This window comes from Kocuria sp. cx-455 (assembly GCF_057707085.1).
This window is the reverse complement of the sequence record NZ_JBYIPM010000001.1, coordinates 539,558-554,819: the sequence shown is the minus strand read 5'-3', so window position 1 is coordinate 554,819 and position 15,262 is coordinate 539,558. Positions and strand designations below refer to the sequence as shown.

Here is a 15,262-nt window from a genome sequence, read left to right as displayed (position 1 = left end):
AATCGGCCCGATGGACGACGCGGGGATTCTTATCAACCGAATACAACCACGGGTCAGCGAGATTCATTCCCGTCATTGCTCGAACCGTATTCTCCGGCCGCCGGGTCCGCGAACGGCGGTTCCGGCATCTCGAAGTCATTGGGGTCGGTGAGCGTCAGATCCGGCTCGAGATCCTTCTCCGTGACCTTGACGGTTTCGGACTCCACAATGGGCTCCGAGTGGGCTGTGGGGGTCGGCTCGTCCTCCTGGTCGTCCCAGGACGCGTCATGCGGGCCTTCACCGCCGGGAGTGGCCAGGAAGTTGCCCACTCCGCGCAGCGCGGTACTGAGTTCGGCGGGAATCATCCACACCTTATTGGCGGAGCCCTCTGCCACCTTGGGCAGTGTTTGAATGTACTGGTAGGCCAGCAACTTCTGGGTGGGCTTGGCGCGGTGGATGGAGTCGAAGACCTTGGCGATGGCCTGGGCCTCACCGTCCGCGCGCAGGATCGCGGCCTTGGCATCGCCTTCTGCGGAAAGCACCGCGGCTTGCCGCTCACCCTCGGCGGTCAGGATCTGGGACTGTTTCTCGCCCTCGGCCGTCAGAATGGTTGCGCGGCGATCACGTTCGGCGCGCATCTGCTTCTCCATCGAGTCCTGGATGGAGGGCGGGGGAGTGATCTCCTTGATGTCCACGCGAGAAATGCGAATGCCCCAGCGGCCCGTGGTGGAGTCCAACACCCCGCGCAGCTCGGCATTGATCTTGTCACGCGACGTCAGTGTCTCCTCGAGATTCAGGCCACCCACCACGTTACGCAGGGTAGCGCTCGTAAGTTCGTCCACGGCCTGGATGTAGTTGGTGATCTCGTAAGTTGCGGCGCGAGGGTCGGTGACCTGGAAGTACACCACGGTGTCGATACCGACCACCAGGTTGTCCTCCGTGATCACGGACTGAGCGGGGAACGGTACCACTTGCTCTCGCAAGTCGATCATGGGCAGCAGTCGGTCGACGAAGGGGATGAGGAAGTGCAGGCCGGGATTGAGCGTGGCCTGATACTTGCCGAGGCGTTCCACGATGCCGGCGCGGGACTGCGGAATGATCCGCACCGCCTTGATCAGAGCGATTGCCGCGGCCAGCACCACCACTACGAGTAGTACTGTGATGACGATTTCCATGGGGTCCTCTCACGTGGGGGGATGCGCGGGCCGAACGACCCGTACAGGTATCAGTATCCGGGTTGCGGAGCGGGCGAATCGGAGAAATCAGTGGTTGCTGGGGCGGTGTGGGAGACGATCGCGGTGGCTCCGTCAATGCGGTACACATAGGCCTTGGTCCCCGTTTCGAGCGTGGCGCGCTCCGCCGAGCGTGCCGTCCAGATGTCACCCTCGAGCCGGACCAGGCCGGTGTCCTCGCTGACCGGTTCCAGCACGGTGCAGGACAACCCCACGAGTCGCTCGGCATTGGAACGGGTACTGGGGGTGGACCGGTTGAGTCGTCTCAGCGCCACGGGGCGCAACAGGAAGATGAGAAGCACCGCAACCACGGCGAACGTGATCACCTGGAGCGGGAAGCTGGGGGTGAAGAAACTCACCACCCCCGCGCCCAGGGCGGCCATGGACATCATCAAAAATAAGAAGTCCAGGGTGAGCATCTCAATGCCCGCCAGGACGAGCATGATGATCAGCCAGAGGATCCAGGGGTTATTGACCAGTGCGTCCCACACGTGCGGCTCCAGACTTGTCGTGAAGTGTCGGAAGTGGCCGCCTCCGCAGGATGCGCAGCCCGCCACCCGTCGGCTCGATCCCCATTGTGCCCTACCCCACGTGCCGAGCCCGGGAATGAATTCTCCCCGTTGCTGCGGGCCCCGTAACTGGCGGGTCAATAATCCAAATAAACGGGCGACGGAAGCAAGAGCACGGCATTTCACCCAAGAGAGAAAAAGTATTGTCAGCCCACTGAACGTCAGTATGCTGGGCAGGAAGCTAGATCACAATGCCATCGTGCAGAGTGATGGCTCGCAGGGCACAAACCGTGCTTTGACGAACGCAATAAACGTGAAGGAGTTCTTGCGATGACGACTTTCGATGTGAATGCGATTCTCTCCAGCACTGCCTACGACGCTGACGGTGACAAGGTCGGCAAGGTCGAGCAGGTCTTCCTCGATGACAACTCGGGTGAGCCCACGTTCTTGACCGTCAACACGGGACTCTTCGGCGCCAAGGAGAGCTTCGTTCCCGCCAAGGATGCCCGCCAGGACGGTGACCGCGTTGTCCTGCCCTACCAGAAGGACGTCATCAAGGACGCTCCCAAGGTCGATGCGGATCAGCACCTTTCCCCGGCGGAAGAGGAAGAACTCTACCGCTATTACGAGATGAACTACGACAACGGTCAGGGTGCAGATCGCGATCGCGACCTGACCGATCGGGACCGTACCGCCGGTACCGCTGGCACCGCCGGTGTTGCGGGCGCAGCTGCGGGCCGTGACGACGATCGCGATCTCACCGATCGGGACCGCGACCTGACCGATCGGGACCGTACCGCCGGTACCGCTGGTACCGCCGGTGTTGCGGGCGTAGCCGCGGGCCGTGACGACGATCGCGACCTGACCGATCGTGACCGCACTGCCGCTGACCGCGACGACGCTTCCGTGGTTCGGCACGAGGAGCAGCTCAATGTCGGTACCCAGGAGCGCGAAGCCGGACGTGCGCGTTTGCGCAAGTACGTGGTCACCGACCACGAGACCGTTGACGTTCCCGTTGAGCGCGAAGAGGTCACCGTGGAACGCACCCCGGTCCGTGACGGCCAGGCCCGCACCGGCACCATCGGTGAGGAAGAGGTTGAGGTCTCACTGCACGAAGAGCGCCCCGTGGTCGAGAAGGAAGCCGTGGCCGTCGAAGAGGTCGGCCTGAACAAGGAAACCGTTCGCGACACGCAGCGCGTCGAGGCGGACGTGCGCAAGGAACAGGTCGACGTCGAGACCGACACCGATCGTGACCGCGACCTTAATGGTCGTGGTGACGGCTTGGGCGGCAACGCTCCCCGTCGCTGAAACTGATGTGCACCGCTGAGGCGCTGCACCGCTGAGTTGCTGTACCCCGGGCCTCACGGCTCGGGGTACAGCTTTTTTCGGGCCGCATTCCGGCCCGCCAAATGTGTCCGCTCCGTGTCGGGGCGGTAGCATCATCTGCGTCCCCGCCGAACTAGGTGTTCCGCGGGACCCGCGCGTCCCCGGTATGGGCGCGCGTCGAAAGTACAGTCGAAGGAGTAACTCATGTCTGATGCCGCTCAATTACAGCTGACCGTGGATGGCGATCCCCGCACCGAAACCGAGGGAACCACCGCGGCTGATCTGTACGCGGATCAGCGTGAGGTGGTGGTGGCCCACATCAATGGTGAGCTCAAGGATTTGCGGACCGAACTCGCGGACGGTGACGTGGTGGAGCGCGTGCTCGTGGGCGACCCGGAGGGCCTCGAGGTCTTGCGGCACTCCACGGCTCACGTGATGGCGCAGGCCGTGCAGCAGTTGCGTCCCGATGCCAAGCTGGGCATCGGACCGTACATCACGGACGGGTTCTACTTCGACTTCGACGTCGACGAACCGTTCACGCCCGAGGATCTGAAGACGATCGAGAAGTCCATGCTCAAGATCGTGAACAAGTCGCAATTGTTCCGGCGCCGCGCGGTCGATGAAGCCGAAGCCCGCGAGGAAATGGCGGACGAGCCCTACAAGCTGGAGCTGATCGACCTGGCCAACGGGCCGGGTTCGGGCTCCATGGAGGAATCCGCGGAGGGCGCATCCGTGGAGGTGGGCGCCGGGGAAATCACCATTTACGACAACGTCGACCGGCAGAGCCACGAGATCGTGTGGCGCGATCTGTGCCGCGGCCCGCACGTACCCAACACCAAATTGATCGGCAATGGCTTTGCGCTGATGCGTTCGGCGGCCGCTTACTGGCGCGGCAACGAGAAGAACAAGCAGTTACAGCGCATTTACGGCACCGCATGGCCCTCCAAGGACGAGCTGAAGGCCTACAAGGAGCGCCTCGCGGAAGCGGAGCGTCGCGACCATCGCAAGCTCGGTTCCGAGCTGGACCTCTTCTCCTTCCCGGACGAACTGGGTTCGGGCCTGCCCGTTTTCCACCCCAAGGGCGGCATCATCCGCAAGGAGATGGAGGACTACTCGCGTCAGCGTCACACCGAGGCCGGCTACGACTTCGTGTACTCCCCGCACATCACCAAGGGCCACCTGTACGAGGTGTCCGGTCACCTGGACTGGTACCGGGACGGCATGTTCCCTCCCATGCACGTGGACGAGGAGCGGGACCCGCAGACGGGCGAGGTGACCAAGCAGGGCCAGGACTACTACCTCAAGCCCATGAACTGCCCGATGCACAACTTGATTTACCGCTCACGCGGGCGTTCGTACCGTGAGTTGCCGCTGCGGTTGTTCGAGTTCGGCGCGGTGTACCGCTACGAGAAATCCGGTGTGATCCACGGGCTCACGCGCGTGCGCGGTATGACCCAGGACGACGCTCACATCTACTGCACGCGCGAGCAAATGAAGGACGAACTGACCGGCACGCTGAACTTCGTCCTGTCCTTGCTCAAGGACTACGGTCTGGACGACTTCTACCTGGAACTGTCCACCAAGGACCCGGAAAAATTCGTGGGCTCCGACGAGGTCTGGGACGAGGCCACCCGCACCCTGCAGGAGGTGGCCGAGGCTTCCGGTCTGCAGCTGGTCCCGGATCCCGGGGGAGCGGCCTTCTACGGCCCCAAGATTTCGGTGCAGGCCAAGGACGCGATCGGGCGCACGTGGCAGATGTCCACCATCCAGTTGGACTTCAACCTGCCCGAGCGTTTCGACCTGGAGTACCAGGCCGCCGACGGCACCCGGCAGCGGCCCGTGATGATCCACCGTGCGTTGTTCGGATCGGTGGAGCGGTTCATGGGTGTGCTGACCGAGCACTACGCCGGGGCGTTCCCCGCGTGGCTGGCTCCGGTTCAGGTGCGCGCCATTCCGGTGGCCGAGGCCTTCAACGACTACCTGGACGAGTTCGCGGCCAAGCTGCGCGCCCGGGGCATTCGTGTGGAGGTGGATGCGTCGTCGGATCGTTTCCCCAAGAAGATCCGCACGGCGTCCAAGGACAAGATCCCGTTCGTGGTCATCGCGGGCGGCGACGACGCGGAAGCCGGCGCGGTCTCGTTCCGCTACCGCGACGGCTCGCAGTTCAACGCGGTACCCGTCGACGCCGCCGTGGAGATGATCGTTCGGCACGTGCGCGAGCGCGTGAACGAGGATCCTTCGGCACCCTCGGACGGCGAGGTCTCGCAACCCGCTGCGGAGCAATCGTGACGGAGAACGCCGAGCAGAATCAGAACGGCAACCGGCGCTGGGTGGCGCAGGACGATTTCGAGCTGCCCGGCGTGCCGGACAGTTTCCAGCGCCTGTGGACTCCCCACCGGCTCGCCTACGTGCGCGGTGAGGACCCCTCGATCACGGAGACTCCCGGATGCCCGTTCTGCACCGGGCCGGACCGCGCGGACGAGGACGCGTTGATCGTGCATCGCGGGGAACACTGCTTCGTGGTGCTCAACCTGTTCCCGTACAACCCGGGGCACTTGCTGATCTGTCCGTATCGTCATGTTGCGGACATCACCGAGCTCACGGACGAGGAACTGTGGGAGCTGAACGTGCTGACCCGCACGGCGGTGGCCACGATCCGGGAGGTCGCGCAGCCGGCGGCGTTCAACGTGGGCCTGAATCTGGGGTCCGCCGCGGGTGGCTCGTTGTCCGCGCACCTGCATCAGCACGTGGTGCCCCGCTGGGAGGGTGACGCCAACTTCATGCCCGTCATTGCGCACACCAAACCGCTCATTCAGACCCTCGGAGCCAATCGCGACGACATCGCCGCCGCCTGGCCCCGTTCCTGATTCCCATTGCCCCCGGGCATCGCTGACCGGCGCCCGGGACGGTGGGACCCCAGTCATTAGAATGGAATCCATGTCTCGACCACTCGTACGTCTACTCGGCCAGGGAGTCCGGTGGGCCTCAAGCCTGCGCGGCGGCGGCTCCGCCTTTCCCGGCCTGGTCATGGAAAAGCTGCACCCCGGTTTCGTGGCCGAAGAACTCGGCAAACTCTCGCACGGTGTGGTGGTCATCAGCGGCACCAACGGCAAAACCACGACCACCAAAATGGCCGTCCAGTTGCTGCGTTCCCAGGGACTGCGCGTGTTCACGAACCGGACGGGATCCAATTTCGTGCGGGGCGTGGCGGCGTCATTGCTGGCCGAGATGAACGCGTTCGGTCGCCTCGACGCGGACGTGGCCGTGCTGGAACTCGACGAGGCGCACGCCGTGCACTTCGTCAAGCAGGTCAAGCCCCGCTACGCGCTGCTGCTCAACGTGATGCGTGATCAGCTGGACCGGTTCGGCGAGATCGACACGACCCGTCGCATGCTCAGCCAGGTCGCCAGGGCAACCACCGGCACCGTGGTTCTCAACCGTGAAGACCCCCGGATCGCCAGTCTCGCGGACGACGTCGCCGCTGACGCCACCGTTGAATGGTTCGGCCTCTCGGACGCATTGCGGCCCATGTTCCCCTCCGACGACGACATGCGCGACGTGCTGCGTCAGACCGAGACGGTCGAGCTGGACTCGGAGCAACCCTCCGTGGCGCGGCCACGCGCGGATGTGGTGCTCAACGCCGTGCAGGCCAATAGCGTGGACCTGGACGTGCGCGGCGAACACCACACGGCCACGATCGACCTCTACGGGGTGTACAACCAGTACAACGCGGCGGCGGCTCTGGCCCTGAGCCTGCGGGTTCTGGGCGACGGCGCGGACATTGCCTCCCTGGTGGCGGAACTGTCGCGGGTGACCCCGGCCTTCGGTCGCGGTGAAACCGTGACGGTGGACGGGAAACCACTTCAGCTGCTGCTCGTGAAGAACCCCGCCGGATTCCGGTTGTCACTCGCGTCCGCATCGGCGGACGAGTACGCGACCATGATCGCGATCAACGACGCCTACGCCGACGGCCGTGACGTGTCGTGGCTGTGGGACGTGGATTTCGACAGTTTGCGCGACGGCGGCGTGGACACGGTCTCCGGTGTGCGCGCGTGGGACATGGCCCTGCGCCTGGACTACGACCTGGTGCCGGTCCGATCGGTGGACACCGACCTGGACACCGCGCTCCAGCAGTTCATTGCGGGGGCGGGAGACCGGCCCATGCGGGTGTTCTGCACGTACACCGCCATGTTGTCCCTGCGCAAGACCCTGGGCGGCATGACCCACGTGGACGCGATCTGAGGAGCCGATCATGAATCAGGAACAAGTGGGGTCCTTGGACATTGTTCAGCTCTATCCGCGGGACATGAACATCTACGGGGATTGGGGCAACACTCTGACCCTCAAACGCCGGGCCGAGCGCTACGGCTTCGAGGTGCGGGTCCACGACTACAACCCCGGTGACCCGTGGCCGGAGTACGCAGACCTCTTCGTGGGTGGCGGTGGGCAGGACTCGGGTCAGTTTCGGGTGGCCGAGGACCTCGCCCGCGTGGCACCCCGACTGCACGAGGCGGCGTCGGCGGGCACACCCATGCTGGTCATTTGCGGTCTGTACCAGCTCTTCGGCCGGGAGTTCCGTACCGGCGGCGGCGAGACCTTGCGGGGGATCGACATGTTCGACCTGGAAACGGTGGGTGGACCGCAGCGTTTGATCGGCAATGTCGTGAGCGAATCCCCGGAATTCGGCACGATCATCGGCTACGAGAACCATTCCGGGCTGACCACCTTGGGACCGGACCAGGCGCCCTGGGCCGCTGTGGTCAGCGGGGCCGGCAATAATGGTCAGGACGGTACCGAGGGCGCGCGCACGCATAACGTGCTGGGCAGTTACCTGCATGGGTCGCTACTTCCCAAGAACCCGGCCGTCGCAGATTTTCTGCTGCGGACCGCGGTGGAAACCCGCGGGGACGAATTCCCGGACACCTCATTGGACGACACCTACGCAGAGCGCGCGCGTGGCATAGCCCGAACCAGGCCGCGTTAGGCGCGGGGCCGTGTTCGAGGCCCCCGTGGTACATCGCTAAAATAATGGCTAAACCCCAGACCCGGACCAGCTTCACCGGGCACACAGACTTCCTAGGAGGAACTCCATGTCAGGTCACTCCAAATGGGCCACGACCAAGCACAAGAAGGCCGCAATCGACGCCAAACGTGCCAAGGCGTTCGCCAAGTACATCAAGGGTATTGAGGTCGCCGCTCGCATGGGTGGCGCGGACACCGCCGGTAACCCGGCACTGGAGTTGGCCGTGTCCAAGGCCAAGAAGAACTCCGTGCCCAACGACAACATCGATCGCGCCGTCAAGCGTGGCGCCGGCCTGACCGGTGAGACCATCGACTACTCGGAGATCCTGTACGAAGCTCGCGGCCCCCAGGGCACCGCGCTGTACATCGAGTGCCTGACGGACAACAAGAACCGGGCGGCCTCGGAGGTGCGCGTTGCGGTGACCCGCCACGGTGGGACCATGGCGGATTCCGGTTCCGTCGCCTACCTCTTCGAACGCAAGGGCGTGGTCGAGGTGGCCAAGACCGACGGTCTCACCGAGGACGACGTTCTGATGGCCGTGCTCGACGCCGGCGCGGACGAGGTCATCGAGGAATCAGAGGTCTTCGAAGTCGTCAGTGAGGCCACCGACCTGCCCGAGATCCGAAAGGCCCTCGACGAGTCCGGACTGGATTACAACAACGACGACCCCCAGTTCCGGCCCACCATGAAGGTGGATCTGGACGCCGAGGGCGCCAAGAAGTTTCTCAAGCTCGTGGACGCGGTGGAAGAGCTCGACGACGTGCAGAACGTCTACTCGAACGCCGACATCCCGGAGTCCGTACTGGCGGAGCTCGAAGACGAGGACTGAGAGTCCCATGGCACACACGTCGGACGGCGGATCGGCCCCGGGGCAGCGCATTCTTGCCGTGGACCCGGGGCTGACCCGTTGTGGCTTCGCGGTGGTGGACATGGCGGCCAACCGCACGGGAACGTTCGTCCATGTGGAGGTCAACGGCACCAAGGCGCATGAAGCCCTCGAGGATCGCGTGTTGGCCATCATGACGGCGGCCGAGTCGCTCATGGAGCGGTTCGCACCGGACGTCGTGGCGGTCGAGCGGGTGTTCGCTCAGAACAACGCGCCCACCGTGGTGGGCACGGCCCAGGCCACCGGTGTGGTCATCGCCGCCGCGGCGCGGCGTGGGATCCCGGTGGCATGGCACACCCCGTCCGAGGTCAAGGCGGCGGTCACCGGGGACGGCGGGGCGGACAAGGAATCGGTGAATCGCATGGTGGTCCGGATCCTCCGATTGGATGCACCCCCGCGACCCGCCGACGCCGCGGACGCGCTGGCTCTGGCGGTGTGCCACGGTTGGCGCGGCGGCATGGCCGGCATGAATGCGGCGGCCAAAACGTCCACGCATTCGGGCTCTCAGCCCTCCTCCGCCCGGGCCTCCGGGCTGACCCCGGCGCAGCAAGCGTGGAAACGGGCCGAGGCGGCGGCTCGTCAACCGAAGGCCCCCCGGGCCGCCCGTTCACCGCGCCGCTGATCCGGCTGGTTCCGCCGATGACGCGGCCCGGGAAGGCGGTGCGCGCTGTGCGAGTCGGTGGGAGTTGTTAGAGTGAGGCCGTGCTGCAGTTCGTATACATGTTCGAATCCATGGCGGGGACATCCCGCGTGACGGGAGCCGCCCTGTGATTGCTTCGGTGTCCGGTGAGGTGCGTTTTGTGGGCGCCGCGCAGGCGGTCATTGAGGTCTCCGGTTTCGGGATCGAGATCCAGGCCAGCCCACACACCCTGGCGGGTCTGCGCACGGGATCCACCGTGCACTTACACACCGCCTATATCGCGCGCAAGGACGAAGCCCCCCTGCTGTTCGGTTTCGCGGGAGCGGACGAGAAGGAGGTCTTCACCGTCATGCTCGGCGTCTCCGGCGTGGGGCCGCGCACCGCGTTGGCCGCGGTCTCCGTTCTCGGTCCGGAGGAGACCCGGCGTGCCATTGCCACCGGGGACGACAAGGCCTTCACCGTCGTCCCGGGAATCGGCCCCAAATCCGCCCGCCGAATCGTGTTGGAACTGGCGGACAAGCTCGTTCTTCCGGAGCCACAGCAGACCGCGGCCGTCCAGCCCCAGGTGCAGGTGTGGCGCGAACAGGTCATGAGTGCTCTTGTGGGTCTGGGGTGGAGCGAGAAGGACGCGATCCGCGGCATCGACGACGCACTGGAAATGCAACCCGAATTGGCGGACACCGGCAACGTTGCCGAGATCCTGCGGGCGGTCCTGTCCTGGCTGGGAACCGCCAAGGGCACAAGTCACGCACACGGTCGAGGATGGTCCTGATGGCTTTCGAGGAGCGCGGTGCCGCGCAGGGACACCAGAGACTGGTCGGTGCCGAGGGGGACCTGGACGATCAGCAGCTCGAAGCGAGTTTACGCCCGGGCACCCTGGACGACTTCGTGGGGCAGAAGCGCGTGCGCGCCCAGCTGTCCCTCGTCCTGGAAGCCTCCAAGTTGCGCGGGCGCACCGCGGACCATGTCCTGCTGTCGGGGCCTCCGGGTCTGGGTAAAACCACCCTGGCCATGATCATTGCCCAGGAATTGGACGTTCCCCTGCGGATCTCCTCCGGCCCGGCGATTCAACACGCCGGGGATCTCGCGGCCATTCTGTCCTCACTGACCCAAGGCGAGGTGCTGTTCCTGGACGAGATCCACCGGATGTCCCGGCCGGCCGAGGAAATGCTGTACATGGCCATGGAGGACTTCCGCGTGGACATCGTGGTCGGTAAGGGCGCCGGCGCCACATCCATCCCATTGGACCTGCCGCCGTTCACCCTGGTGGGCGCGACAACGCGCGCTGGTCTGCTTCCGGGACCGCTGCGCGACCGGTTCGGCTTCACCGGCCACTTGGAGTTCTACTCGGTTCCGGAACTGGAACTGGTGTTGCGTCGCTCGGCGGGCCTGCTGGACCTGAACATGACTTCCGAGGGATTCTACGAAGTGGCCTCTCGGTCCCGCGGCACCCCGCGCATCGCCAACCGGTTGCTGCGCCGCGTCCGTGACTGGGCGCTGGTGCACGGGGTGGACCGGATCGATGCGCGCACCGCCGGCGCCGCCCTGGACATGTACGAGGTGGATGCCAGGGGACTGGACCGCCTGGATCGGAATGTCCTTTCCGCCCTGGTCAGCAAGTTCAACGGGGGGCCGGTGGGTTTGTCCACGTTGGCCATCGCGGTGGGCGAGGAAACCGAAACGGTGGAAACCGTGGCCGAACCGTTCCTCGTGCGCGAGGGATTGTTGGGGCGCACCCCGCGCGGACGCATCGCCATGGCCGCGGCGTGGGAGCACCTGGGTCTCAACGTGCCCGACCACGCCGCCTTCAAGGACCCCGCCCTGCGCACCGCACTGGCCACCGAGCCCCCGGAGCAGGAGCAACCCACCGCGTTCTGACCGGCTCGCACCTGCCCCCACGGGGCGGGCCCGCTGGCCCCGGGGTGGGCGGACAGGCTGCGGAGGCGTCACGGTTCAGCGGGCCACCAGCTGGATCACCTACACTTGGTCGGATCCTTGTGATGACGGCGGTGAACCCCCACGGTAACTGCGGTCACTCAGCCGTGAACATCGTCTACAGAACGGAACTTCGTGATTCTCTCCGCGCAACTTCTTGCCCAGGCCCAGCAGTCAGGAGGCGGCGGAACCGCATGGTTCCTTCCCGTCATGCTCGTGGTGATGGTGTTGCTGCTGTGGCTGCCCATGCGTCGCCAGAAGAAGGCTCAGGCCCAGATCAAGGCCAAGCAGTCGACCATGGAACCCGGTACCCGGGTGATGACCAGCTTTGGTCTCTACGGAACCGTTCTGTCGATCGACCGGGACGAGAATAAGGCGGTCCTGGAAGTCTCCCCGGGAACCTCGGTGACCGTGCACACCCAGACCGTGACCACCATTCTCGACGACCCAGCCACCCAGAACGCAGCGCTCGCGCAGGGTGCCACCGTTGACGGTGACGGTTCCACGGCCGCGGGAACCGCATCCGACAGCGTGGCTGATGGCGAGCACGATCTGCCCGGTGACGCGGTCCCCGGCGATCCCGCCGCGGGCGACAACGTCCCGGGACACGACGCTCAGAGCGGCACGTGGCGCGACAACCGCCGCGATAACGACACCAACTGAACACATGCGTGAGTCACGGGCCGAGAGCATCGGCCCGTTTCTCATGACCGGACCCAGGTGCGGCGTACTCGGCGGCCACACCAACCGTGCGTTGATGAAGGGCAGACATGGCATCACGTAAGGGCACTTCGGACACATCGGAACCCGAAGAGTCACAGAAACCCACCCCCCAAGCGCCACCGACCCGCGCGCCCAGATCGGTGAAATCGGGATCGAACGCGGCCCTAACAGCGGCCAAACGCGGCCTGGCCGCGCTCGCGGTGATCACCCTTGCCCTGGCGGCGATCCTGATCTACGGGGTCACCACCGACCGCACCGGGTGGGCCCCCAAATTGGCCCTGGACCTCGAGGGCGGCACACAAATGGTGCTGTCTCCGGAGCTGCAGGCAGCTCAAAACGGCCAGGAGATCACCCAAGAGCAACTCGATCAGGCCGTGGAGATCATTCGTCAGCGCGTGGACGGTACGGGTGTCTCCGAGGCCGAGATCAGCACGCAGTCCGGGTCCAACATTGTGGTGTCCATGCCCGGAGTTCCCTCCGCCGAAACCCGTGACTTGATTCAGACCTCCGCCCAAATGGCGTTCCGGCCCGTGATCACCACGGCGGAGGGCGCGCCCACTCCCGAGGAGCAGCGCACACCCCTCAAGGACATTCCGAACCCGGATGCCGAGCCCACGAACTCCTCGGATCCCAACTGGGTGACACCCGATCTCGTCACGCAGTTCGAGGCCCTTGACTGTTCCGCGCAGCGACCCCAGGAGGAACGCAAGGCGCAGGATCCTGACAAGGCCATTGTCTCCTGCGACCCGGCGAACAACACCAAGTACATTCTTGGTCCGCTGGAGATCCCCGGCACGGACATCGATGATGCCTCCTACGGCACCGCAACCAACCAGCAGGGCATGTCCACGGGGCAGTTCGCCGTGAACCTGCAGTTCAATGCCGAGGGCACCGAGACCTTCAAGGAACTTTCCGAACGCCTGTATCAGATCGGGCAGTCCCAGCAGGGTGACCCCCGGTCCCAGTTCGCGATCCTGCTGGACGGCACGGTGATCTCCGCCCCGTCCATGAACGCCGTGATCACCGACGGCAGCGCACAGATCACCGGATCCTTCACCGAGGACGAGGCGCAATTCCTCTCCGAGCAGCTCAAGTACGGTGCGCTGCCGGTGAGCTTCAGCATCCAGTCGGAACAGCAGATCTCCGCGACCCTCGGCAGCAACCAGTTGCGGATGGGTATCATTGCCGGTCTCGTGGGACTGGCATTGGTGTGCGTGTATTCCCTGTTCCAGTACCGCTGGCTCGGACTGGTGACCATCTCCTCACTGCTCGTGGCGGGTCTGATCACCTACTTCGCCATCACGCTGCTGGGGTGGAGCGCCAATTATCGCCTGTCGCTGGCGGGTGTGGCCGGCCTGATCGTGGCGATCGGGCAGACCGCGGACTCGTTCATCGTGTACTTCGAACGCATCAGGGATGAGATCCGGGCGGGCAGAAGCATTCCCGCCGCGGTGGACCACGGCTGGCAGCGCGCCCGGCAGACCGTGCTCGCGGCCAAGGCCGTGAACCTCCTCGCCGCGGTCGTGTTGTACTTCGTGGCCGTGGGCAACGTGCGGGGTTTCGCGTTCACCCTGGGTTTGACCGCGATCGCGGACCTGCTCGTGGTGTTCCTCTTCACCCACCCGATCATGGTGCTGCTCACGCGTACCCGCTACTTCGGCGGTGGCGCGAAGAATTCGGGCCTGGATCCTGAAGCGTTGGACGCCGTCCCGCTGTACCGCGGCGCGGGCCGCATCCGCAGCCCCGAGGACAGCGACGGGCTGACGATCGCCGAGCGGCGTCGTCGACAGAAGGCCGCCGGAGACGGGCCCGCCGGATCCGGCGGTTCCAGCGCCGTGGACCAGACCGCCTTGACGGAAGGGAGCACCCGATGAGCAACCGACTTGCACGCTTCGGTAACGACCTGCACAGCGGCCGTACCTCGTACCCGTTCGTCGGCAAGCGCAAGCTGTGGTTGTCCCTGGCCTTGGGGCTGGTGCTGGTGTCCATGCTGATCCCCGTGCTCAAGGGCGGATTCAATCTCGGTATCGACTTCACCGGCGGCTCCGAATTCACGGTCTCGGGTGTTGAGAACACGGACGTCCAGCCCGGCGAGCGAGCGGTCGCGGACTCCTCGGACACCGGAGGGGTGTCCGTGACCAATATTGCGCCGGGCACCATGCGAGTGCAGACCGAACAGCTCGATGACGATCAGACCCTGGCCGTGAAAGACGCCTTGCAGGACGCCTACGGCGCCACCGACGACCAGGTGACCTCCAACTTCGTGGGTCCCACGTGGGGTCAGGGGGTGACGCAACAGGCCCTGTGGGGTCTGCTGGTCTTCGTCCTGCTGGCCACGGTGCTCATGGCGCTGTACTTCCGCACGTGGAAGATGTCCGTGTCCGCGGTCGCTGCCATGCTGGCCACCATCGTGATCACCGCCGGGGTGTACTCCCTGGTCGGGTTCGAAGTCACGCCGTCCGCGGTGATCGGCTTCCTGACCGTGTTGTCGTACTCGCTGTACGACTCGGTGGTGGTCTTCGACAAGGTGCGCGAGAACACCAAGGGGCTTCTGGGCGGTGCCGCGCCGGAGGAACGAGCCAAACGCACGTTCTCGGAGCAGGTCAACCTGGCCGTCAACCAAACCCTGGTGCGGTCCATCAACACGTCCGTGGTGGGGATCATTCCCGTGGGCGCAATCCTGTTCATCGGGGCGTACTTGCTGGGCGCCGGCACGCTCAAGGACCTGTCACTGTCATTGTTCGTGGGCATCATCGTGGGCACGGTGGCCACCCTGTTCGTGGCGGCGCCCATGTACTCGTGGTTGCGCGGGCTCGAACCCGCGGTGCGCGATCAGGAACGTCAGGTCCTGGACGCGCGCCGGACCGACGGCGCGCCCGTCAGCTCCGACCCGGTACAGGCCGGCCCGCGCGAGTAGCTGGCCGCGCATGCGTTACACTCGCCCCCGTACCGTTCGGCGCGGGGGCGTGCTACTAGACTTGGTTGATTAGCGCACCGGGCGCCACGAAC

14 protein-coding genes are annotated in these 15,262 nt (G+C 65.2%); 12 read left to right on the top strand and 2 right to left on the bottom strand.

Annotated features, from left to right (window positions below; genetic code table 11):
* Positions 1-53 precede the first annotated feature (53 nt).
* A complete protein-coding gene (locus tag AC3ENJ_RS02515; RefSeq protein ID WP_190780474.1) occupies positions 54-1,154 on the bottom strand; it encodes an SPFH domain-containing protein in 1,101 nt (366 codons plus the stop codon).
* A 50-nt stretch (positions 1,155-1,204) separates the two neighbouring features.
* Entirely contained in the window at positions 1,205-1,702 is a 498-nt protein-coding gene (locus tag AC3ENJ_RS02510) for an NfeD family protein (protein WP_190780473.1), read from the bottom strand.
* Positions 1,703-2,050: 348 nt separating this feature from the next.
* On the opposite strand from AC3ENJ_RS02510, the gene AC3ENJ_RS02505 reads away from it, so the two are divergent.
* The 12 genes from AC3ENJ_RS02505 to secF all read left to right on the top strand — a co-directional run bounded on the left by AC3ENJ_RS02505 (position 2,051) and on the right by secF (position 15,170).
* Entirely contained in the window at positions 2,051-3,028 is a 978-nt protein-coding gene (locus tag AC3ENJ_RS02505) for a DUF2382 domain-containing protein (protein ID WP_190807590.1), read from the top strand.
* A gap of 222 nt (positions 3,029-3,250) precedes the next feature.
* The gene (gene thrS, locus AC3ENJ_RS02500) at positions 3,251-5,335 is read left to right on the top strand and encodes a threonine--tRNA ligase (RefSeq protein WP_431812950.1); all 2,085 of its coding nucleotides are present in this window, start codon (positions 3,251-3,253) and stop codon (positions 5,333-5,335) included.
* Positions 5,332-5,913 (top strand): HIT family protein, encoded by a 582-nt coding sequence (locus tag AC3ENJ_RS02495; RefSeq protein WP_190807588.1) that lies wholly within the window; start codon positions 5,332-5,334, stop codon positions 5,911-5,913. The genes thrS and AC3ENJ_RS02495 overlap by 4 nt, the downstream gene beginning before the upstream one ends.
* A gap of 70 nt (positions 5,914-5,983) precedes the next feature.
* On the top strand, positions 5,984-7,288 hold the full coding sequence (locus AC3ENJ_RS02490; protein ID WP_431812949.1) for a DUF1727 domain-containing protein: 1,305 nt from the start codon (positions 5,984-5,986) through the stop codon (positions 7,286-7,288).
* Between the two features lie 10 nt (positions 7,289-7,298).
* On the top strand, positions 7,299-8,030 hold the full coding sequence (locus AC3ENJ_RS02485; RefSeq protein ID WP_190780468.1) for a type 1 glutamine amidotransferase: 732 nt from the start codon (positions 7,299-7,301) through the stop codon (positions 8,028-8,030).
* 106 nt (positions 8,031-8,136) lie between these two features.
* Positions 8,137-8,898, top strand: a complete 762-nt coding sequence (locus AC3ENJ_RS02480) for a YebC/PmpR family DNA-binding transcriptional regulator (protein WP_190780467.1) — start codon at positions 8,137-8,139, stop codon at positions 8,896-8,898.
* 7 nt (positions 8,899-8,905) lie between these two features.
* On the top strand, positions 8,906-9,577 hold the full coding sequence (ruvC, locus tag AC3ENJ_RS02475; protein WP_190780466.1) for a crossover junction endodeoxyribonuclease RuvC: 672 nt from the start codon (positions 8,906-8,908) through the stop codon (positions 9,575-9,577).
* A gap of 145 nt (positions 9,578-9,722) precedes the next feature.
* Entirely contained in the window at positions 9,723-10,367 is a 645-nt protein-coding gene (gene ruvA / locus AC3ENJ_RS02470; protein ID WP_431812948.1) for a Holliday junction branch migration protein RuvA, read from the top strand.
* Positions 10,367-11,473 carry a Holliday junction branch migration DNA helicase RuvB gene (gene ruvB / locus AC3ENJ_RS02465; protein WP_190780464.1) on the top strand — a complete coding sequence of 369 codons (1,107 nt, stop codon included), beginning with the start codon at positions 10,367-10,369 and terminating at the stop codon, positions 11,471-11,473. Before ruvA ends, ruvB begins: the two co-directional genes overlap by 1 nt.
* 192 nt (positions 11,474-11,665) lie before the next feature.
* Positions 11,666-12,193 (top strand): preprotein translocase subunit YajC, encoded by a 528-nt coding sequence (yajC, locus tag AC3ENJ_RS02460; protein ID WP_431812947.1) that lies wholly within the window; start codon positions 11,666-11,668, stop codon positions 12,191-12,193.
* Positions 12,194-12,300: 107 nt separating this feature from the next.
* Complete coding sequence (gene secD / locus AC3ENJ_RS02455) at positions 12,301-14,127, top strand: protein translocase subunit SecD (RefSeq protein ID WP_431812946.1); 1,827 nt, start codon at positions 12,301-12,303, stop codon at positions 14,125-14,127.
* Entirely contained in the window at positions 14,124-15,170 is a 1,047-nt protein-coding gene (gene secF / locus AC3ENJ_RS02450; protein WP_431812945.1) for a protein translocase subunit SecF, read from the top strand. Before secD ends, secF begins: the two co-directional genes overlap by 4 nt.
* Positions 15,171-15,262 lie beyond the last annotated feature (92 nt).

Bases quoted from the DNA above. Each gene is read 5' to 3' on its own strand.
- AC3ENJ_RS02515 (WP_190780474.1), bottom strand. From the start codon at position 1,154: ATGGAAATCGTCATCACAGTACTACTCGTAGTGGTGGTGCTGGCCGCG.
- AC3ENJ_RS02505 (WP_190807590.1), top strand. From the start codon at position 2,051: ATGACGACTTTCGATGTGAATGCGATTCTCTCCAGCACTGCCTACGAC.
- thrS (WP_431812950.1), top strand. From the start codon at position 3,251: ATGTCTGATGCCGCTCAATTACAGCTGACCGTGGATGGCGATCCCCGC.
- AC3ENJ_RS02490 (WP_431812949.1), top strand. From the start codon at position 5,984: ATGTCTCGACCACTCGTACGTCTACTCGGCCAGGGAGTCCGGTGGGCC.
- AC3ENJ_RS02485 (WP_190780468.1), top strand. From the start codon at position 7,299: ATGAATCAGGAACAAGTGGGGTCCTTGGACATTGTTCAGCTCTATCCG.
- AC3ENJ_RS02480 (WP_190780467.1), top strand. From the start codon at position 8,137: ATGTCAGGTCACTCCAAATGGGCCACGACCAAGCACAAGAAGGCCGCA.
- ruvC (WP_190780466.1), top strand. From the start codon at position 8,906: ATGGCACACACGTCGGACGGCGGATCGGCCCCGGGGCAGCGCATTCTT.
- ruvB (WP_190780464.1), top strand. From the start codon at position 10,367: ATGGCTTTCGAGGAGCGCGGTGCCGCGCAGGGACACCAGAGACTGGTC.
- secD (WP_431812946.1), top strand. From the start codon at position 12,301: ATGGCATCACGTAAGGGCACTTCGGACACATCGGAACCCGAAGAGTCA.
- secF (WP_431812945.1), top strand. From the start codon at position 14,124: ATGAGCAACCGACTTGCACGCTTCGGTAACGACCTGCACAGCGGCCGT.